At 63.8% G+C, this 19,258-nt stretch carries 14 protein-coding genes; 2 read left to right on the top strand and 12 right to left on the bottom strand.

Annotated features, from left to right (window positions below):
• Window positions 1-6: 6 nt before the first annotated feature.
• The 11 genes from drmA to KBY96_RS14035 all read right to left on the bottom strand — a co-directional run bounded on the left by drmA (window position 7) and on the right by KBY96_RS14035 (window position 15,882).
• The gene (drmA, locus tag KBY96_RS14085) at window positions 7-3,546 is read right to left on the bottom strand and encodes a DISARM system helicase DrmA (RefSeq protein WP_254980145.1); all 3,540 of its coding nucleotides are present in this window, start codon (window positions 3,544-3,546) and stop codon (window positions 7-9) included.
• A 2-nt stretch (window positions 3,547-3,548) separates the two neighbouring features.
• Window positions 3,549-3,905 (bottom strand): DUF86 domain-containing protein, encoded by a 357-nt coding sequence (locus tag KBY96_RS14080; RefSeq protein WP_254980143.1) that lies wholly within the window; start codon window positions 3,903-3,905, stop codon window positions 3,549-3,551.
• The gene (locus tag KBY96_RS14075) at window positions 3,895-4,206 is read right to left on the bottom strand and encodes a nucleotidyltransferase family protein (protein WP_254980141.1); all 312 of its coding nucleotides are present in this window, start codon (window positions 4,204-4,206) and stop codon (window positions 3,895-3,897) included. The genes KBY96_RS14080 and KBY96_RS14075 overlap by 11 nt, the downstream gene beginning before the upstream one ends.
• The gene (locus tag KBY96_RS14070; RefSeq protein WP_254980138.1) at window positions 4,203-4,334 is read right to left on the bottom strand and encodes a hypothetical protein; all 132 of its coding nucleotides are present in this window, start codon (window positions 4,332-4,334) and stop codon (window positions 4,203-4,205) included. Before KBY96_RS14070 ends, KBY96_RS14075 begins: the two co-directional genes overlap by 4 nt.
• Before the next feature lie 3 nt (window positions 4,335-4,337).
• Window positions 4,338-4,712, bottom strand: coding sequence for a DUF86 domain-containing protein (locus tag KBY96_RS14065; protein WP_254980136.1), 375 nt, complete (start codon window positions 4,710-4,712; stop codon window positions 4,338-4,340).
• Window positions 4,709-5,026, bottom strand: a complete 318-nt coding sequence (locus KBY96_RS14060) for a type VII toxin-antitoxin system MntA family adenylyltransferase antitoxin (RefSeq protein ID WP_254980134.1) — start codon at window positions 5,024-5,026, stop codon at window positions 4,709-4,711. The genes KBY96_RS14065 and KBY96_RS14060 overlap by 4 nt, the downstream gene beginning before the upstream one ends.
• Window positions 5,023-9,192: an Eco57I restriction-modification methylase domain-containing protein gene (locus KBY96_RS14055; RefSeq protein ID WP_254980133.1), complete on the bottom strand. Its 4,170-nt coding sequence runs from the start codon at window positions 9,190-9,192 to the stop codon at window positions 5,023-5,025. The genes KBY96_RS14060 and KBY96_RS14055 overlap by 4 nt, the downstream gene beginning before the upstream one ends.
• A 119-nt stretch (window positions 9,193-9,311) precedes the next feature.
• On the bottom strand, window positions 9,312-10,457 hold the full coding sequence (locus KBY96_RS14050; protein WP_254980132.1) for a Fic family protein: 1,146 nt from the start codon (window positions 10,455-10,457) through the stop codon (window positions 9,312-9,314).
• A 2-nt stretch (window positions 10,458-10,459) separates the two neighbouring features.
• A complete protein-coding gene (gene drmD / locus KBY96_RS14045) occupies window positions 10,460-13,816 on the bottom strand; it encodes a DISARM system SNF2-like helicase DrmD (RefSeq protein ID WP_254980131.1) in 3,357 nt (1,118 codons plus the stop codon).
• 124 nt (window positions 13,817-13,940) lie between these two features.
• Entirely contained in the window at window positions 13,941-15,044 is a 1,104-nt protein-coding gene (locus tag KBY96_RS14040; protein WP_254980129.1) for a tetratricopeptide repeat protein, read from the bottom strand.
• Window positions 15,045-15,129: 85 nt separating this feature from the next.
• The gene (locus KBY96_RS14035; RefSeq protein WP_254980127.1) at window positions 15,130-15,882 is read right to left on the bottom strand and encodes a hypothetical protein; all 753 of its coding nucleotides are present in this window, start codon (window positions 15,880-15,882) and stop codon (window positions 15,130-15,132) included.
• Window positions 15,883-15,929: 47 nt separating this feature from the next.
• Here KBY96_RS14035 and KBY96_RS14030 point away from each other — a divergent pair, with 47 nt between their 5' ends.
• Window positions 15,930-16,874 carry a hypothetical protein gene (locus KBY96_RS14030; RefSeq protein WP_254980126.1) on the top strand — a complete coding sequence of 315 codons (945 nt, stop codon included), beginning with the start codon at window positions 15,930-15,932 and terminating at the stop codon, window positions 16,872-16,874.
• 1,145 nt (window positions 16,875-18,019) lie between these two features.
• Here KBY96_RS14030 and KBY96_RS14025 read toward each other — a convergent pair.
• Entirely contained in the window at window positions 18,020-18,691 is a 672-nt protein-coding gene (locus KBY96_RS14025) for a hypothetical protein (protein WP_254980124.1), read from the bottom strand.
• Window positions 18,692-18,895: 204 nt separating this feature from the next.
• On the opposite strand from KBY96_RS14025, the gene KBY96_RS14020 reads away from it, so the two are divergent.
• Window positions 18,896-19,192: a plasmid pRiA4b ORF-3 family protein gene (locus KBY96_RS14020; RefSeq protein WP_254980122.1), complete on the top strand. Its 297-nt coding sequence runs from the start codon at window positions 18,896-18,898 to the stop codon at window positions 19,190-19,192.
• The last annotated feature ends 66 nt before the right edge of the window (window positions 19,193-19,258 follow it).

Below are 19,258 nucleotides of genomic sequence, written 5' to 3'. Positions count from 1 at the left end.
ACTGGTTCAGTCGTCGGCGGTGATCTCTTCCTTGAAATTCACCATCCGAATCGGTGCGGAGGGCTCCACATCGCGCAGGCTCCAGTTGGTGGTGAATTGCTTGTAGCCCTCGGCTTGGTAGATCGGATCGTTGTCGAGGGCGGTGTGCAGGAAGCCGGCACCGGCACCCTTTTCTTCATGGGTCCAGTACTGCAGTTTGGCTTCCGGCTCCTGGGTGAGCTTCCACCAGGCTTCGAGCAGATCGATCACGTGATCGCGCACTTCTGTGGGTAGGTGTTCGTCGAGGCTGTCATCGGCGGCACCGGTGGCGACGCAGCGATCCTGCAGCGCCTGGGCGATCTGAGCCTTGATGCTCTGCAGGGCATCTGCGGCCATGGCGCCCTTCGCCCCAGCCAGGGCTGGATCGCCGTGGCGGGCCATCGCTACCACCACCCCAGGCAGGCCGCGATCAAGAGCCCGGCTGGCGAAGGGCGTGCAACTGGTGGCCTCCACATGGCGGTAAAAGGTTTGGTGCCAGTAAGAAAACAGCTCGAAGTGGGAGCGATCCCGCGGGCGATTGGGATTGAGCAGCACCAGCACCAGGCCGGGTTTGTTCTGCTCCGGGTTGTCGCTGAGCTGCCGGCCAACGCGGCTGGTGGCCTGGATGTACTCGGCGGCGGTCTTGGGCTGGTTGAGCACCACCATCAAGCCGAGGCGCGAGATGTCGAGGCCCACGGAAATCATGTTGGTGGCCAGGGCCACATCGAGGTGGTCTTTATCGATGTAGGGCTTGGAGAGCCGGTCTTTGGTGCTGCTGATCTTGGCGGTGTTCACCCGGGACGTGAGTTCCTGTGGTTCATTGGGCCGCTTACGGAAAGCAAAAGGATTGACGAAACCCTCCATGGCGAGGGACCGGTTTTTGGCAAATTGCTCCAGCTGGCCGCCGAGTTCGTCTTCCAGGATGCTGCGCGTCACGCCCAGCTCCTTGAGGTTGGAGAAATAGCCCAGCAGGGTCATGTAGGGATCGGCTGAGTTGTTGGCGCCCATGGCCTTGTTGTCGTTCCAGCCCTTCTGGGCTGCGGCCATCAGGCCCAGGTAAGAGCGCAGCAGCACACCCTTGAGGTTGCGGCCCGGCGCCGAGAGGCCCACATACAGCCGCGCCTGGTCGGGATCGGGGATGGTGCGAGAGAAGAAGTTGTCGTCGCGCTCTGGGCCCGGTGGCGGGAAGATCCGCACCTGGCTGCGGGCGAACAGGGCCTTGATCTGGGCCTCGGCCCGGCGCACGGTGGCGGTGGAGGCAATGATCTTGGGTGGTGGGGTGGAGGCGTTCGGCCGCATCAGCCCCTCGATCACCGTTTCATACAAGCCAGCGAGCGTGCCGAGGGGGCCACTGATCAGGTGCAGTTCGTCCTGGATGACGAGTTCCGGCGGCAGTAGGCGGCCATGGGGGATCTTGAGGCCACCGGCGCTTTTCTCGGCCGGACCCCAGAAACCGGCAGGTCCACTCCTCGTAGGCAACTGATAGGTGCTGACGTTGCCGAACAGCGAAGACGTTTTGCCGACCCAGGGGAGGGCGGCAAACTTGTCGATCGTGGCGATCAGGAAGCAGGGCAGGCGGCGGTAGATCTGCTCGTCCACCGCCAGCACTGGCAATGGCGTGCCCTTGTGGAAGGGGCATGGCCCCATGTGGGCGAAATCCTGCTTGGCCTCAGGAGAGCGGGGTTCGCGGCAGTAGATCTCCAATCGATCGGGATTCCTCGGGGGCAACAGGTGAAAGCCTTCCGGCTGGAGGGGGCGGTTGCACCAGGGGCAGGTTTCGATCGGGATCGGCCGATCGCGCTTGCCCGCCTTCCACTTGGTGAGCACGGCGTGGGTGGACTGTTGGTCGCTGTCGCCCTGTCCGCCGAGCTTGTTGGGGGTGGCGGCCTTGCCCACCCACATGCCGATCTCGAAGGGCCATTCACCCAGCAGGTAGGGGGCGCTCTTCTCGATTCGCTCCAGGCGCTCGAGCTCCAGGGCGCAGATCAAGGTGGCGGCGCGGCCGAGCTGATCGAGGGTGAGCAGCCGCAGGGTGTAGCGCATCAGCACCGTGATGCCGGCTGATTCGATCCCCGGGCTCTGCAGGCGGCGGTGCACCAGGAGGAAGGCCGCCAGGCCGAGGTAGGCCTCCGTCTTGCCGCCACCGGTGGGGAAGAACAGCAGCTCTACGGCCTCACGATCCAGCCGGCCATCGGGGGTCTCTGGAGCCGCCAGGCCCGGCAGATTCATCAGCACAAAGGCCAGCTGAAAGAAGCGCCACTTCGGGCTGCGGGTGTTCGGAGCCATGCCGATCTGATCGGGCGGCACCTTGGCGCTGAAGGCACTGCGCTGGCGGCTGGCGCGGGCCATCACCACGTTCATGGTGCGGAAGGCCTCGCGCACCAGGGGATCAGCCAGCAGCTTGATGCCGTTTTCGATGCGCTTGGCGCAGGCTTCCGCCTGGGCCCGGAGCTGCTTGGCGGTTTCGTTCTGATCGTTGTCGCTGATGGGGTGTTTCGGTTGCTGGGTGATCCAACCCCGGTAGGCCGTCACCATCGGCATCAACTGCTGGCCGATGCGTTCGCTGCGGGCCAGATCCGCCAGGGCCTCCATCCCCATTGGCACGTTGGTGCCGGGGGGTGGTTCGGGAAGGGTGCGGAACACCCGGGCGGTGGGGAGCCAGGTGGTGGTGAGCGTGTGGCAGCGGGCGGGGTTGTCGTCGGGGATGCCTGAGGCGATCACGGCGACGTTGTGGCCGCTCGCGAAGCAGGTATCGTGCCGGTATTGAAGGGCTGCGAGGCGTTCGTCGGGATCCTTGGCGGCCTGCTGCAGGGCATCGCGACGCGGTGGGAAGCCCTGGGGGCAGTGGAGGCTCAGCTCCACCTGGAAAGCAGACACCGGATCGCGGTGACGGATCTGGTTGGTCTTGGGCGGCTCCCGCTTGTTGAGCAGAAAGAGCGACACCGACAGCTGATCACTGGGATAGCCGAGCTTGCTGGGGGCTGGCCGGGCGATCCAGCGCAGGCAAAGGCCCTGAGGTTTGGCCTCCAATGGGATGTCTGGGCTGGTGCCCTCGCCGGCAATCGTCAGAGTCGCATTTTGGCGCTGAGGGCTGCGCAGCCAGAGCTTCTCGTCGTCGCCATCGGCCGGGGCTGTGTAATCCCCCCAGGAGACAGTGGCTTCAATGGTGGAGCCGCGCTCCAGGATGAAGCTCAAGCCGCAGGAGGAGGTAAACCAGCTGCGGCGCGTGTTGGCCTGATCCAGGGCATCGTTGGCGTCGTCGTCCTTTTCCTGCTTCTCCAGGCGGTTGGCGGCATCGCTGCTGGGTTCTTCTCCGGCGAGATCAGAGAAGGAGAGTTGCTCGTCTGTTGTGGTGCGGCCAGCTTCCTGCTGGAACACATGGGGCACCAGGAAGCCGGTGGTGAACCAGACCGAGGGCGGCTGGGGCAGTTGCTCATGGCGGCGGGCAACATCGTCCCAGCTGGGGCCGATCAGATCGCTGCGGAGGGCAGCGACGAGCTGGGAGCGGATTTCAGCGGAGGTGGCCATGGTCAGGGAAGCTCCCGATCGAGGCGATCGAGCAACTGACGGCACTGATCGACCAACACAGGCAGATTGGTCTTGATGACACCCCAGACCAACTGGTTGTTGATGTTGATGTACTCGTGGGTGAGCTTGTTGCGAAAGCTGATGATCTGCGGTGCCTGTTCGATCTCTCCGAACAACGCCTGATCACGTTGAGACAGCTGCATCAGCGCTTCACCGATGGTGATGAATTCACGCTCAACAGAGGAGCGGATCAGACGACTATTGCCGTACTCGTCGAGGCTGATGCCAGCAATAGCCTGGTGGATGGCTTGCCCGGCTTCGATCACATCGCTGAGGAAGGCCCGAGGATCACGCTTCATAGATCAACTGCTTCGAGGCCTCGATATCGCGGCGCACGTAGGGATTGCGTACCGCATCGGCCATCACCAGATCCACTGGTTTGCCGGTGATCGCGGCCAGTTGGCGCTCCAGGCCGAAATAGGCCTTCACCAGGGCACCCGGCTCGATCGGCTGGAACTCAACGAGCAGATCCAGGTCGCTGCGGCTGGGGTCGAAGTCGTCGCGCAGGGCCGAGCCGAACAGGTGCATGCGCAACACCTGATGCCGCCGGCAGGCGTCAGCGATGGCGTCGAGCTGGGGTTGGGCGAGGGCGAGGCTCATAGCGCCAGTCCGATCTGCTCAGTATCGGCCGGATCAGCGGCCTTCGCAGGCCTGCCGCGTTGAGCGCTGCTGACTGAGCCGTTCATGGCAGCGACCAGCTGCTGGCGGATTTCGGTGGAGGTGGCCATGGTTCAGGTGCTCTTGCTGGCTTGTTCTTCGAGGGAGCGAATCGCGCTGAGCACGCCTGGCAAAGCGTCCTGACAGATCAGCAGCACCTGCTCAGCGTCCAGATCGAAGTACTGATGGGCGATCACATCGCGGAAACCCATGGCTCCCTTCCAATCGATGTCGGGGAACCTGGCAACCAGCAGGCCAGGCTCAAGCTTCTCCAGCCGCTTGAGGGCCTCGCCCGCCGCGAGGAACTGCATGCAGATGACATCGAGCAGGTCCTGGCCTTCTTCGCCGTCCAGCAGCGCCGGATCGGCGAGCAGGGGCGCAGCCTTGCGCTCGATCCGCTCCAGTGCCTGCCGGAGGGGTGTGAGCAGCACAAGCCGATCACCGCTCATGCGCTGATCCCCTCCCGGAGGATGGCCTGGCGCAGGGCGGGATTCATCCGCTCCCGCAGCCGCACCAAGTCGACTGGGCGCTGCAGCAGCTCCTCCAGCTCCTGCTTCAGGTGGACGGTGGCGTAGGGGGTGAGGGGATCGAGTTCGACCCACACATCAACATCGCTCTGGGGTGTGGCTTCGTTGCGGGCTGTGGAGCCGAACAGGCCGATGCGTTGCAGCTGGTAGCGCTGTCGCCATTCGTTCTGGCGTTCTCGCAGCAGGGGCAGCACCTGATCGGGGCTGAGAACAGGCAGAGCGGCTGAGCTAGTCATATCCCCAGACCGATCTGCTCAGTATCGACAGCCTGAGTGGCCCTGGGTGGCCGGCCGGGTCGTTTGCCACCTGCGGCTGTGGCTGCGGCAGCTTTCTTGCCCCCCTTGCTGTGCAACCCCATCGCAACCTCCTCCGCATAGCGCTCGGCGTTCAGGGCCAGCAGCCGAGCCAGCACGTCGTCACGCACGGCATCGGGCCAGCGATAGCGCCAGGGCAGTTTGCGGCGGCCTGTGATGGCGCCGTAGGCCTGCAGTTGGCCCTGGAAATCGAGCGCGGCGCCTGCATCCCAGAAGAACAGCTCGCCGCTGTCGATGCGTTGCTGCAGCTCATCGGGGAGCTGGGCGTCGTCTTCGGTGTCGAGATAGTCGAGCCCGAAGCCACAGGCGGTGGGCACATCGCTCCAGCCGTAGGCGGCCAGCACCGTCTGATCCATCTCGCCGTGGAGGCGGCGCAGCTCCAGGAGGCCGCTGCTGGTTTCGGCTGGATCGTGGAAGCGGTTGTAGGTGCTGGTGAGGCCTTCGTTGTTGTCCACCATCAGCTCGGCGCGGCACTGGTGGTAGCGCTCGCCGATGGTTTCGAGGCTCTGGTGGGTGGCTTCGTGGGCAGGATCCCTGGCGGCGGAATCGAGGAGGGCTGCGGGGAAAGGGAACGTCTCGAAGCAGTCGGATGGGGAATACCGAATCAGGTCAAGAGCTGATCCACTGAAGGCATATGACCAAGGTTGATGCAGTTGAGACTGAAGCGAGGCAAAAAAGCAAAACTGTTGGACTGGGAAGACAATGGTTTGCTCTGAGATAACAGCCCTTGGCGCCAAATATGCGAAGCCTGTGGCTCTGACTCTCGACAAGGCAAGCACGCGTTCGCAGTGCCCAGCTGCAGCTTCAAGTGCAGGTGTGGCGCGACCAAACTGCCACCAGAATTGTTTGCGTCGCCGGCCATCAGCGTTGTCATTCAACTGATCACGCTCAGGCTTCACCTTCCGCTCCACAATCCCCATCAGTTCCGGCCACTCCTGCCAACACGCTTCTTCGGTCGTCTCCCCGAAGTTGATCACATAGCGATGATGGGCATGAGTGGGGCTGCTGTTCACCTCCTCGCCGCCGATATACGGAAAGACCACCTCTGCATTCTTCGGGTTCTCGGCAATCAGCCGCTCCATCGTGGCGATTGGAGAGGGGATACCAGGAGTGTCGTTGTCAGCCGGCCCAGAATCGTCGAAGGTAAAGCCCTGGCCGTAGATCTTCGATCCAAGAAAGCTCTTGCCAGCATTGGAAAGCAATTGCATTGGATCATCGTGGCCACCGTTGGCAAACAGAAAGGCCGTGATCTTCTTCACTGGCCGCTTCTCCAAAAGCTTCACGCCGGCGTAGGCTCCCTTGTATAGGTGCACCACGCTCACCACCACGGCTGCCACGCCAGGCCACTTGTAGCGCTTGCGGGCGGAGTAGATCGTGCCGCCGTTCAGACAGATCCAGCGTAGGCCGCTACTGCGAGTGTCACCCTGCGCGATGGTGTTGGTAGCGATCAGCCCCAGGGATCCACTTGGCCGCAGTAACTGGAAGCAGCGGCGGAAGAAGTGGGCCACAAGATCGCAAAGCCCACCACTCTCAGGATGTAGCTGCTTGAACCAGTCGAGGATTCCCTCGGGGTAGCCTTGGATGAGGGTGTTGTTCCCAGCGAAGGGCGGGTTGCCCACGAACACGTCGAAGCCTGGCTCCGGCCGGCCGAACACATCCGGGAAGGCCAACTGCCAGTGGAGGGGCGTGATGCCCTTCTCGCCGTCGTAGAGCTGCTGAAGCTCGTTCGCCAGCTCCCTCTTCAGCTCAGTGGCTGAGTTTGTCTTCACCGTTTCGGCCAGGTAGTCCTTCTTCAGCTCCTCGCGGTCCTTCGGCTTCTTGCCATTGAAAAACGCTGCCACCAGCAGATCGCCCACCGTGCGCAGGTAGGCAGTGCTGGCATTCAGATCGTTCAGGGCCTCGCGCTTCTGGGCGTCGTCGGCATCGCTGCGGCTGTCGGCATGGAACAACGCGAAGCTGCGGGCCTCCTGCTGCCGCAGCTGATCGAGGTAGGCCTCCTGCAGTTCACCCTGCCGAGAAGCTCCTTTCAGTGCCTTCTCAATCTCCGTGCGCTCCATGCCCACCAGCGAATCGCCGCACTTGAGGGCGTGATCCACGAAGGTGAACGGCGCGTCCTTGCTCAGGCTCACCAGCCACAGGCTCAGCCGGGCCAGGTTCACCGCAAACGGGTTCTTGTCGACCCCGTACAGGCAGCTCTGGGCGATCAGCCGGCGGGCATAGATCAAGGGCTCTTCCCCGTGGGCAGAGCCACCGGGCTTGATGCCATCTGGCATGCCCTCCCTGCTCCAGGCCAGCTCCAGCAGCTCGGCCAGGTAACGGCAGCACTCCACCAGGAAGGCGCCTGAGCCCATCGCCGGATCGCAGATCTTCAACGCCAGGATCTGGGCGACCGTTGGCTTGCCGCCACAGCGCTCCAACCAGGGCCGCAGGGCTTCTTCCACGATCGGCCTCGTCAGCGCCCGGGGTGTGTAGTGGCTGCCGCTGCGGCGCCGTTCCTCAGTGGGCTGGAACACCAGGCTGCCGGCAGCCTGGGGCCCGTCGAACAGCTCGCGGTTCATGCGTGGCGCCAGAGCCTCCAACAGCTCGGTCTCGCTGGTCGCCGCCTTCAGGGCATTGGCCGCCTTGGCTGGAAGGGTGGTGGCGGCCTGCTCCTCCAGCCAGGCCTTGCGCTTGGCACCCGGAAGAGCCAGCAAGGCATCGAGGTCCACCGCCGTGGTGAGCTGCTTCTTGGCCCCCTGGGGCTTGCTCTTCAGGCCGATGCAGCGGCCGGGGATGCGACGCACCGCATAGCCCATGATCCCCTCGTACACCGAGCCGATCTGCTCCACATCGAGGGCCCGGTAGCTGATGCGCTCGCCCTTCACCACCAGCAGGTTGGAGAGCACCTCGTGCACCACCCCATCGCTGATCCAGGGTGTTTCCAGCCAGGGGTAGACCGCCGGATCAAACAGCTGCCCTTTGCGCGCCGGCAGGTAATCCACCGTGGCGCCACCGCCGGCGAACACCAGCTGGCAGAGGCTCATCAACCCGGCCCAGGCGCCGTAGCGCTGCTCCATGGTGTCGGGAAATTCGGCGGCGTCCTGCTCCAGCCGCTCAAAGACACCGCTCACCTTGTAGTTCTGCTCATACACCGCATCCTTTGGCAGCAAGGCGTTGTCTTCCGCGTAGAGCAGAAACACCAGCCGCATCAGCACCGTGATCAGGCCGCCATAGAGCTGCTTTGGTTCGTTCTCGGCCAGATGCCCCAGCAGCAGGCCGCCCTGGCGCTGGGTGAGTTCATCGGCCTGTTGGAAGCCCCGCAGCAACTCCCACAGCGCGGCGAGCACCTGATCGGCCAGGGCATTGCTCACCACCGCCTGGAAGCTGCGGCTTTTCCTCAGCACATCAGCGAGCCGGTAGCCATCGGGATCGAGGAACATATGGCTCTGGCCCAGCAGCAGATCCAGGCCCGAGAACATCAGCCGGCCGCTCACCGCCGCGAGATCCTTGAGTGAGAAGGTGATGTGCCCAGAGCTTTCACCCTTCGGGGCCACCACCAGCCGCAGCTGGCTGCCGTTGAACAGCAGCCCCGCCTCCACGCCTGTTTCGCGCAGCAGCCGCTCAAAGCGCTCCTGGGCGCTCGCGCGCCAGAGGTGCTCGCCGCCGCTGACCTTCTGATCCAGTGGCGTGAGTAATGGCAAGTCCTGCACGAGCAGCTGGGCACCATCGCCGGCCGCAGCAGGCACCACGGCTGAAGGTTGCAAGGTTTCGCCGAGTTCAGGCAGGTCCCTGGTGTAACCCTCGATCAGGTTCGGGTCGCTCTGGACCTGATCGCCACTCCAGCCCAGGTGATCCACCAGCAAGGTCTCGATGCGGGAGAAACCCAGCTCCCGGTCTTCCGCATCCGCCTCTTCATCAGAGCCAAGGGCTTCAAGTGATTCCCGGTAGCGCTCCTGCCGCTCGATCAGCTCACTGCCACTGCGGGTCACCACCCAGCCGGCGTCCTGCATCGCCGCAGGAGCCACCACCAGGCCCACCGGCTGCAGGTAGCCCAGCCACTCCTGGTGGGCCAGGAGCTCGGGGTCAATGGTGGAGGGGCGGCGGGGCATGGGCTCAGGGAAATGGGTGAGGGGATCGGCGGTTCACTTGTCTTATCGAGTGGCTCAGAGCCCCGTAAAAGCTTGGTTTCTGGGTAGATACCGGGTGGAAAGCTCAGGATTCACTTGGCTTATTCCCGCTGCTGCGGTTGGCTTAAGACCCAGCTCGCCCAGGGCTCGCAGACGCGCCAGACGCGGATGCGCTGTCCCGGCCGGGCCGGCTCCAGGAATCCTTGTTCCTGCCAATGACGCAGCCAGTCCTGGGCTGTGGTTGACGACACGGCAAACCACTCCTCAAGATCAGACGGCTTGAACTGTTCCGCCTGGCCCTCGCCAGCGGCGACGCATGCCCGCAAGCGGGTGAGCAGCTGCTGGCTGCGCCGATCCAGCCCCTCCCACGGGTGAGGATCGGGCGGTTCCTGATGGCCCTGAAGGGCTTCGGCGCGCTGGGCCAGATCAGCAGCGGCCTGCTGGATCACATCCACGAAGTAGCTGAGCCAGGCGCTGTGCTCAGGGTCATGGCGCCCTTCGTAGAAGTCGACGGCACAGCCGAGCTGCAGGGCTGTGTAGTAGCGCTCCCGATCGGACGCGAACCACTCCTCAAAGCTCAGCAACCCCCGGAATGCGTAGCCACTGCGCCAGAGCGAGGCCGTCGCCAGCAGACGCCCACAGCGCCCGTTGCCGTCGGGAAAGGGGTGAATCGAAATGAAGCGATGGCTGAGCAACCCCGCCCTGATCAGCGGCGGCAGTTGCTCACTGGCCTGCCACCAGTCGCACAGCTGCTCCATCAAGGGGCCCACATCGTCGGGTCTGGGCGGGGCGTAGTCGATGCGGCGGCTCAGCGTGTCCACCACTGGCACTTCCTCGTCGCGAAACAGCGATCGCTGTCGGCGCCTGCCGCGGCCGCGCACGATTACCACAGCATGCAGCTCCTGAATCCATGCCTCACTGAGGGGGCTGCTGCCTTGGGCCCATTCCTCCACCCGATCGAGGGCACGCCAGTAGTTGCGCACCTCATGCTCCGCCTTGCTTCGCTCACGATCCGCCTTCGCGATCGCGACCCGCACGGCTGCGTCGTCCAGCGTGTTGCCCTCGATGCGCGTGCTGCTGCGGGTGCTGCGCTGATAGGCCGCGTGACGCAAGCGCAGGCTTTCATCCGCTGGCAGAGGCAGCAACGCAACCCTGGCCCGGGCATCGGCGATGGCGCAGAGATCAGCCACCAACGCATCGCTGTAGGAGAAGCGGGGTTTCCAGGGCGTGAGCGAGGAACGCTTCATGCCTATCCACTGATGGGCCAGAGGTAGACGAGCCCCGCCGGCTCCAGCCGGTGGGTGATCACCCGATAGCTCTCCTGAATCCGCTTCGGTTCGGTGGCCAGCTCCGTTTCGATCGTTTCCAGCCGCCGTTGCCAGTGCTTCTGATCAGCCGAGAGTTGTTTGCGCTCCTGGCTGGAGAGCTTCTGCAGATCCAGGGCCGGCACTTCCAGCTGCTCTTCCAGCCCTGGAATCAGTGCGGTGGGATCGGCTGCCGCGGCTTGGCGATCGAGCTTGGCCAGATCCCGGTTGCGCTGTCTCACGGTGGCATTGATGCGTTTGCGCTGGGCCCGGAGCACCTCCTTCAGTGCATCGGCCTCGGTGGCACCCCGCTGCTTGAGCAGTTCAGCCGCGGTGGCCTGGGCTTGTTCGGCTGCCGCATCCAACGCTGGTTTGAGGGCCGCGACATCGGCTGGGGCATCGGCTTGCAACTGGCTGCGGATGGCAGCCGAGATCGCCTCCGCGTTTCCAGCCTCCATCGCCTTGGTGAGGGCGGCCCAGGCCTGCTGTTGTTGAGCACCCACCAGTGGCTTCAGCGCAGAAGCGCGGTTGTCGCCGGGATGCCAGTCGGCGATCACGCTGATCAATTGATCGTGCAGTCGTGTGGCCCCCTGGCCAAACAGCGACAGCCGCCCCAGCACCAACACCTTCGGCTGCGGATCGGTGCTGGCCAGCACACAGGCCCGACTCAATTCGTGGTGCAGGAACCCCTGGCTGAGGAAGCGGCTCAACAACCGCTGCACCAAGCGGTGCTCCAGATGCAGGTGCACAGCCTCGGCATTGAGCCGGCCTGGATCCGAGAAGATCACCGGCCGCACCGGGTGTTCCTGGCGCCACTGCCACAGGGGTGTCTTGCGATCCCACACGCCTCGCAGGCTGTCGAGGGTGTTCTCCCAGCTGCGGTCGTTGCTGCCGGCCACCAGGGCCTCGGGATGATCCAGCCGCCAGCAGGATTGCCCCTTCTCGTCGTTTCCTTTCACCAGGCCACTCACGCCCAGCAGATCGAGTGAGCAGTTGAGGGCATCGCGGAAGGGGTCGTCATCGAATCCCAGCCAGTCGTGGGATTTGGCCAGCAGCTGGCGCAGCTCATCCTGTTGTTGCTGCAGCTTCTCCACCCGCCGGGTCGCTTCCAGCTCCTCGCGGGCGCGGTTGAGCATCGCGCCGCGATCGGTGCTGGCTGAATCCATCGCCAGCAGCTGCTGCTCCACCGCCTCGGTGTCGTCGGTGTCGATGCCGCCTTCGAGCACTTCATCCACCTGCCGCTGCACCAGGGGTGAAAGAGAGCCAAGCTCCTGGCGGATCACCTCCGTTTTCTTCACCAGGACATCCATCACCCGGTCTTCCGGCCGGTCTTCCAGCACGAAGTAGTGACACCAAACCTGAGGAGCGCGCTGCAGCTTGCGGTCGATGCGGCCATTGCGCTGTTCCAGCTTGCTGGGGTTCCAGGGGATGTCGAAGTGAATCAGGTGCTTGCAGTGGTTCTGCAGGTTCACCCCCTCCCGGGCGGCGTCGGTGGCGATCAGGATCCGCAGTGGTTCCTGATCGGGGTCGGCATTGAACTGGGCCTTCAGTCGTTCGCGGTTGTCTTCACTCATGCCGCCGGTGAAGGAGGCGATGCGGCGATCGGCATCGTCATTCCCGAGCAGGTCCCGCAGTTGCCGCTCCAGGTAGCGCTTGGTGTCGACGTAGTCCGTGAAGATCAGCAGCCGGGTTGGGTTCCATGCAGCCTTGGCCTCGCCGAGGCTGGGGCAGAGGTGGGTGCGCAGAAACGTCTCCAGCAGATGGATGCGGGGATCGGGTAGGGATCGATTGGCTGCTGCGATCTCGCCCATCCGCTCCAGCAGGGCCAGATCGCTCTGATCCGCCTCAAAGGTCTGGCGCAGGGCCGCTCGGGTTTGCGCTTCCTCCAGATTGAGCAGTTCGTCTTCCGTGAGTTCGGCCAGGTCGCTGTTGCTATCGGCACCGCCGAGCAGCAGATCCAGTTGAGCTCCCGTTGCCGCCAAAGCTTCCCGGCGCTGCTCCTGCTTTTGATCCAAGCTCCTGCGGTGCACCTTGAGGGTGCGGGCGAAGGCTTCGATCGAGCTGAGCAATCGCTTCTGCAGATTGGTGATCACCAGCCGGTCGGCATTGAGCTGCCGCTTCGTCGCACCCCCCTGAATCAGCCGTTGCTCCCGCTGCTTGCGGTATTTCTGCAGCAACCGGGAGAGCTCTAGCTCCGGGGTATCTGCCGGCAAGCTGCCTTTGGGTACGGAGAGGGGTTCAACAATCCGCTCGGGGAACTCCTCACCGATGCGGCGCAGATCGTCCTTGAGGCGCCGCACCAGCACAGTGTCCAGATCACTGGGCTCGAAGGGCACACCGCGCACAAAGCGGGCCGGATCGAGCAGTTCCAGCAGGGCGGTGAAGCTGTTGCTGTGGCCGTTGTGGGGTGTGGCCGAAAGAAAAATGCGGTGCTCGAACAGGGGCGCCAGGTCCCGCAGGCTGCGGGTCAGCCCGGAATCGATGGCATAGCGAAGCGTGTTGCTGGCCGGCGCGGCGTTGTGGGCTTCATCAAGGATCAGGAGGCTTTGGACAGGAGCCTGGTCTTCCCCACCCTTGCCCTGCTCCAGCCACACCCGCAGCGGCGCGGAGTACTCCGAATTGCGCAGCAGGGCATGGGAGATCAGGAAGCGGCTGTGGGTGCTCCAGGGGTTGGTTCCATAGCCCCGCTCCTGGCGCACCTTGGCCAGGTAGGCCCGGTCCATCACGGTGAAGGCCAGGCCGAAACGGCTCGCCATCTCCTCCTGCCACTGCCTCAAGACCGACGGTGGGCAGCTGATCACCACACGCTTGATCCGCTGGCGCAGCAGCATCTCCCGCAGGATCAGACCTGCTTCGATCGTCTTGCCCAGGCCCACGTCGTCGGCGATGAACAAGCCCACCCGGGGCATCTGCAGGGCCTTGCGCAGTGGTTCGAGCTGGTACGCCTTGACGTCGATGCCAGCCCGGTAGGGGGCCTGGAATAGCTCGGCGTCGGTGGCGGTGACGCAGTTCCAGCGCAGGGTGTTGAGGTAAGCGGAGAACTGCTTGGGTTGGTCGAAGCCCCGCTGGGCCACCGCCTCCCAGCTGCTCTCCCCCAGAACTTCGAAGTCGATCTCTCGCTCGCGGAACACCGTCAGCCGGGCTCCGATGGCGTCGTCCTCCATGCAGGCCATCGACACAACCGTGTCGGCGCCTGGCTCCAAAGGGGCTTGGACGTCCTCCACCAGGTAGCGACGGGTGCGGCAACGCACCACGGCACCGGGCTTGAGTTTCTGGCGGCGGCCGGTCGCGGTGCTCGTCATCACCCAATCCTGGTTTGTGCCTGGGCAGCTGTCAGTTGAGGATTCAAGGGCTGTCACCCTCTGTCAGCCCCTTTGCAAGGGCGCTTGGCTTGGCTGTAAACCAACACCGTCGTCGCGACCTAGATCAAGGACCTGCCTTGTACTCCTCGAGCGCCTCCTGCACCTCCCCCTCAAACCCAAACCCTGCATCCGCCATCCCCAGCACCTGCCGGGCGCCGATCTCAATCAGGCAGGCCAGTTGCAACGCCGAGAAGGAGCCGGGCAGGGTTTCCAGGTTGTAGGCGATCAGCGGCTGGTTCACTGGCAAGCCCTTCTCGCCGATCGCGCTCACCTCCACCAGCACCGCTTTGCGCTGCTCGGGCTTCAGGCCCTCGTAGATCTGCAGGGCCTGCCGCAGACCGTCCACCACCATTGGGCGTAGGCCTTCGCCCTGGCTGCGGCGCAGGTTGTGGTTGGCGATGCGCTGTGAGGCCCGTCGGGCCTTCTCGGCGATCTCCCCCCGCGGCACCAGCTCCAGCACCCGGCGCAGCAGCTGGTCGGCTTCAGCCGCATGGGCATCAAGATCCGCGGCCATCAAGGCCTGGGCCACGGTCAGCAACACCACCGGGTCGCCCGGAGCCGCGACCTGCGCGCGGCGCAGCACCGCCACGGCCTCCCTGGGCTCGTGCTGCATCAGCAGCAGGGTGCCGTAGGCCCGCAGGGCATCGGGGTTGCCGGGTTCCAGCTCCACCGCCTTCTCCAGCGCCGGCCGTGCCTGCTCCGGGGTGTCCCCCCGCAGGCCTGCCATCCCCAGCGCCACCCAGGCATTGGCGTGGGTGGGATCGAGGGCCACGCAGCGCTCCAGCAGCTCGGCCGCGCGCTCCAGTTCACCGGCATCGGAGCAGAGCAGGCCCAGGTTGTAGAGCGCCTCGGAGCTGCCGGGCTCGAGCTGCAGCAGGGTCTCCAGCAGCTCGCGGGCTTCCGGGCGGCGGCCCTGCTCGATCAGCGCCAGGGCCCGCTGGAGCGCATCCTGTTGCTCCTGGGCTCCGCTCCAGTGCACATCGATGCGGCCCTCGCTGAAGGCCACATCGAGGCGGCCGCCGCGGGAGCGGTAGGCGTTCTGGAAGAAGGCGGTGACGGTCTGGCGGAAGCTGCCGGTGCCGGGCTCGCCGGTGCCGGCCGGCAACTGGCTGCGATCGAAGCCCGCCTCAGGCAGGCTGAACCTCAGCTCTTCGGCGCTGGTATCCATCGCTCTGGCGATCTGCCACCGGCAGTCTCCCCCAGGCAGCTGCATGCAGGATGTGGCCGGCACCGCGATGGGCTGGCGTCGTGGCTCAGGCCTGCTGCCAGCGGTACCAACCGGCCAGGCCGATCACCTTGGCCCAGGCATCGATCAGCTGGCAGTCGCGCTGGCCTTCGGCCTCGGCTGTGTCCGCCAGGGCGATCAACCGGCGTGCGGTGGGCTCCAGCCCCGCCGCCAGATAGGGCACCGACAGGTCCGGCGCCGCGAACAGATCAGCCGCCACGACGGCATAGGCGCTGATCATCGCCCGGTTGGCGGTGATCAGCTCCTGCGGTAACCCCTTCCCGAAGCCCGGTGCCAGGGCCGGGAGGGTGCTGCGGATCTCGGCCTCCATCGCCTGGCGCTGGGCCGGATGCAGCTCGGGCCAGGCACGGTGCAACTGCCGGTCCACCAGCAGGCCCGGGGCGGTGGAGCGCAGCTGGCTCATCAGGGCGTCGTATAAGCCGCCGCCCACCTGCCGGTTCTGGGCGGCACTGAGGTGGGGATTGAGCTTTTCCACCTGGCTGATCACCCGCTCGCGCCGGTCGCGCTTGCTGGCGAGGTTGACGGGCGGCTCGGGATCCTCGGCCAGGCTGCGCAGCAGCAGGCCGCACTGGTAGGCAATGAAGTAGTCGGTGAGGGCGTCCTCGTCGCGGTAGCGCAGGACATGGGCGGTGACGGTGCCGCTGGCGCGCCGGATCGAGGCCTTCGCTTTCAGCTCTGGATCCTGCAGCAGCTGCACCGGGTAGCCGCTGCGCTGCTCCACCTCATTGATCAGCGCGGCAGCGGCCGGGGAGGGAGCCATCCAGGCGGGACACTGGGGGGAGCCCCACTGTGACGCGGGAGCAGGCGATGGCCCGGCACTTCGATCTCGGTGACGCCCGCGGGCGTGAGCGGATGATGCGGGATGTGGCCAAGCTGCTGCGCCAGCTGCGGCCCGACCTGATGGCCGATGAGCACCGCCACCGCTCCCCGGCGGGGTTCGGCAGCTGGGCGGAGCACTGGAGCAAGGCGGTGGCGGTGGAGCTGTCGCTGGAGGAGTCCGAAAGCCGTCACGACCACGTGGGCATCTGGGGGGCGATGGTGTGCCGCTGGGCGCGGGAGCAGGACGCCGAGCCGCGGTTTCTCGCGCCGGCCCTGGCCCAGGCGTTTCTGCAGAGCGAGCGGCCCCTGCTCACCCCTTCCCTGCCGCGGGATCTGCCCTGTTTCCGGCTGTTCCTCCCGAAGGCGACGCTGTACAGCGAGGAGGGCCCGGAGATCCGCTCAGTGCTGGTTGCCGACGTGCGCGCGATGGAGGGCTGGCTGCCCGACAACTTCCGGCTGGCCGGCGGCGGCCTGGCCTGCGTGGGGCTGGGCGAGGACGGCGCCACGCAGGCCAGTTCCCTGCTGGATCCCTCCGCCAAGGCCCAGCAGCCGGAGCACACCGACTTCAGCGCCCCCCACTGGGAGTGGGATGCCGATGGTGTGAAGGGCACCGCAGCCCGGATGGAGCAGCTGTGCGTCCATGCCCTGCTGGTGCAGCTCTACGTTCCCGAGCTGGTGAGCGAGGGCGAGGTGCCGGCGGCAGGTGGCGGCAAGGGCTTTGGCGGCAAGCCCGCAGGCAGCTCAGCCGGCAAGGGAGGCGAAGTGCCCAGGCCGGTGTGGCTGGGGAAGGACTACCAGCTGCAACGGCAGGCGGCTGAGCTGCCGGACCTCCCGGCAGGGAGCTGGCAGCGGGGCCACTGGCGGCCGCTGTCGCCGCTGGAGGATCCACTAGCGGCACCACTGGAGTGGGTGGAGCCAGTGCTGGCGGGGTGACCCTATAGATACGCACCTACGTCAAGGCTGGTAGCAAAGGCCACCGGCAAACCATGAGCAGGCAACAATGCTGTGCATTGGCTTGATTTCCAGACCCCTCAAGGCAATGGCAATTAACCTAGGCCTAAGATAACCCCAGCTTCATTGCTGCATTACACTCTGACCTAGCTAGACTTTCTTCAATCTTGCCACCTATTCAGCAGTGGATCGTTCAAGGGGTAGCCTGGTGAAAGTGCGTATCGGCAGCCTCGATATATATCCCGTCTTTCCTGTCTCTGGTTCCCCAGCGATCAAGAACCTTGAAGACGAACTTGTTGCGACTCTATACGTTCAAAGAGCTTACGAAGAGTGTATTCTTGCCTATCGGCCACAAACTAGCGCTCCCGCTGAACTGCGGTCATCCTTTGTGGAAAGCAAGTTGTTGGTACAGGCTATTGAGTTGAGGATCAGACGCCTGCGCCATTCCTTTTGACATTTTGTAGCATATTGTTCTTCTCTATGCAGCATAGTATTCCAAGTCTCGATTGTATCCAGGATCTTTTGCTTCGTCAACTGGGGACTTCGTCCTCAGCACTTGTACTCGAGCGACGGCAGCGGAAAGTGCCCGCATCAGTATGATTCACGGTTGATTCAAGCCATGGCGGGACTCGTTATTCACAATCTCCTGCTATCCTATGCGCTCCATGGGCTTGCTTGTTAGCAGCACTGAGCGACACAGGTCCTCGGGTGTGGTGCCTTATGTTTTTACTGTCTATACCCAGGCACTCCAACGCAAGACGAGCAGCGATCCTAGCCTCAGCCCGGATATAACTTCGACTTTTCAACTTATTCCCGTAGAACTGTGTCTCATTAGCGCTGCATCTTGCTGGGTGCCTACACCTACTCCTTCCGGCGTCGCTATAGAGTCACATTGCTAGTTCTAGCGGTATCCTGCTTCTTTGGGGAGTTTCATAATTGTATACCGGTGTCAATGCGCCATCGGGCAAGACTCTTTCGGGAAGCAGAGCCTAGCTTTCTGTTGTGGGTCGCCGCGCCGTGTTTGCTCCGATCCGTGGTAATCCGATCAAGAATCAGAAGCGATCAACCAACTGAGAACGGCGGTTTTCCTGATTGAGTGGCTGAATGACCTGAGGCATGTACAGGCTTCATCCCCACAAAACAGTGGCAGCAGTCAAAAGTGCTAGATATATCCAGCACAAAATCGCTTTGCCTTTGGCCGAAGCTTCATCCATGCCCGCATCCTCCCCGGACGAATCTAAATACCTCTCAAAAGCAAATTCAAGAGGTGATCCTTCTCTTCGAAAAATTTCCTTTGCTGCTCCATACTTTGGGTTCAGCCTTGGATATTTGTTTGTCGCCCAAGTGCCCGCGAGCTGCATTCCCGCATTTGGAAGACCCGTCATAGATATTACGCCAAGGCCAGCAGCCGAATACCAGGTTATGTTCCCGGTTAAAGCCACCAAGATAATTAGCCCGAAGCTGACGATGGCGTTATTTGCTACAGCTAGTACCGGAACAAGCGGTTCAAGAGTGGCCTCGTTGGCAGCTGCAGTCATAAGCCATCCGGCTATCAACGAGAGATAAATAGCGCAGAATACTGGTTTGACTGGCAATGCATCTGAGACAATGCTGAAAGCTAGATACCCATATGTAAAAACAACGACTGGCAGTTGGAACCAGACCTCCAGCACGGCCTTCTGCCTGTCACTTAGATAAGGATTTAGAAGCGAATAGTAGAGAGCCTCTACTTTGGCTCTGGCGCTTAGTGCGTCAGCCCTGAGCCCTCCGGGAGGCCTGCCTTCAAAGTTCAGGGCCATACCCGTACTGTCTGTTGGATATGCAGGCATAGCAGCGCATCAATCAAAAACCACATTACCCAGGCTGGCTGATCTGTGCCACTTATAGATTTCTAAGCAACGCAAACCTGGACTTAAAACGCGGGCAATGCCCTTAGCACATGCACGCCATGTCATCCCCGTACCCATACAAACCCGGTAGAGATTCCGCCTCGGCAGCTGCAGGTGAGCCTCAACGGCATCGAACCGCCGATCTGGCGCCGCTTCTGGGTGGAGGAGACGATCACCCTCGGCCGCCTCCACGAGGTGCTGCAGATCGTGATGGGCTGGCAGGACTACCACCTCCACCAGTTCATCACCGGTGAGCGCTTCGAAGACCAGGTGTTCTTCATGCCGCCCTGGGACGACGGCTTCGGGGATCCGGAGTTCATGGCCCGCCAGCGCGATGAAACCCGCGTCAAGAGCGGCGTCCCATGGAGTGGTGTAACTCGGGAGGATCAGCCCCGGCTACGCCGGGGCTGACGGCTCGCCTCCCTCAGATCTCAGCTGTGGCAATGGGTGGGCCGGTCTGTGACCCTGTTCGGAGCA

This window comes from Cyanobium sp. ATX 6A2, assembly GCF_024346355.1.
Classification (GTDB): Bacteria; Cyanobacteriota; Cyanobacteriia; order PCC-6307; family Cyanobiaceae; genus NIES-981.
This window is presented reverse-complemented; position numbering and strand designations above follow the sequence as displayed.

Bases quoted from the DNA above. Each gene is read 5' to 3' on its own strand.
- drmA (WP_254980145.1), bottom strand. From the start codon at position 3,546: ATGGCCACCTCCGCTGAAATCCGCTCCCAGCTCGTCGCTGCCCTCCGC.
- KBY96_RS14080 (WP_254980143.1), bottom strand. From the start codon at position 3,905: ATGAAGCGTGATCCTCGGGCCTTCCTCAGCGATGTGATCGAAGCCGGG.
- KBY96_RS14075 (WP_254980141.1), bottom strand. From the start codon at position 4,206: ATGAGCCTCGCCCTCGCCCAACCCCAGCTCGACGCCATCGCTGACGCC.
- KBY96_RS14070 (WP_254980138.1), bottom strand. From the start codon at position 4,334: ATGGCCACCTCCACCGAAATCCGCCAGCAGCTGGTCGCTGCCATGAAC.
- KBY96_RS14065 (WP_254980136.1), bottom strand. From the start codon at position 4,712: ATGAGCGGTGATCGGCTTGTGCTGCTCACACCCCTCCGGCAGGCACTG.
- KBY96_RS14060 (WP_254980134.1), bottom strand. From the start codon at position 5,026: ATGACTAGCTCAGCCGCTCTGCCTGTTCTCAGCCCCGATCAGGTGCTG.
- KBY96_RS14055 (WP_254980133.1), bottom strand. From the start codon at position 9,192: ATGCCCCGCCGCCCCTCCACCATTGACCCCGAGCTCCTGGCCCACCAG.
- KBY96_RS14050 (WP_254980132.1), bottom strand. From the start codon at position 10,457: ATGAAGCGTTCCTCGCTCACGCCCTGGAAACCCCGCTTCTCCTACAGC.
- drmD (WP_254980131.1), bottom strand. From the start codon at position 13,816: ATGACGAGCACCGCGACCGGCCGCCGCCAGAAACTCAAGCCCGGTGCC.
- KBY96_RS14040 (WP_254980129.1), bottom strand. From the start codon at position 15,044: ATGGATACCAGCGCCGAAGAGCTGAGGTTCAGCCTGCCTGAGGCGGGC.
- KBY96_RS14035 (WP_254980127.1), bottom strand. From the start codon at position 15,882: ATGGCTCCCTCCCCGGCCGCTGCCGCGCTGATCAATGAGGTGGAGCAG.
- KBY96_RS14030 (WP_254980126.1), top strand. From the start codon at position 15,930: ATGGCCCGGCACTTCGATCTCGGTGACGCCCGCGGGCGTGAGCGGATG.
- KBY96_RS14025 (WP_254980124.1), bottom strand. From the start codon at position 18,691: ATGGCCCTGAACTTTGAAGGCAGGCCTCCCGGAGGGCTCAGGGCTGAC.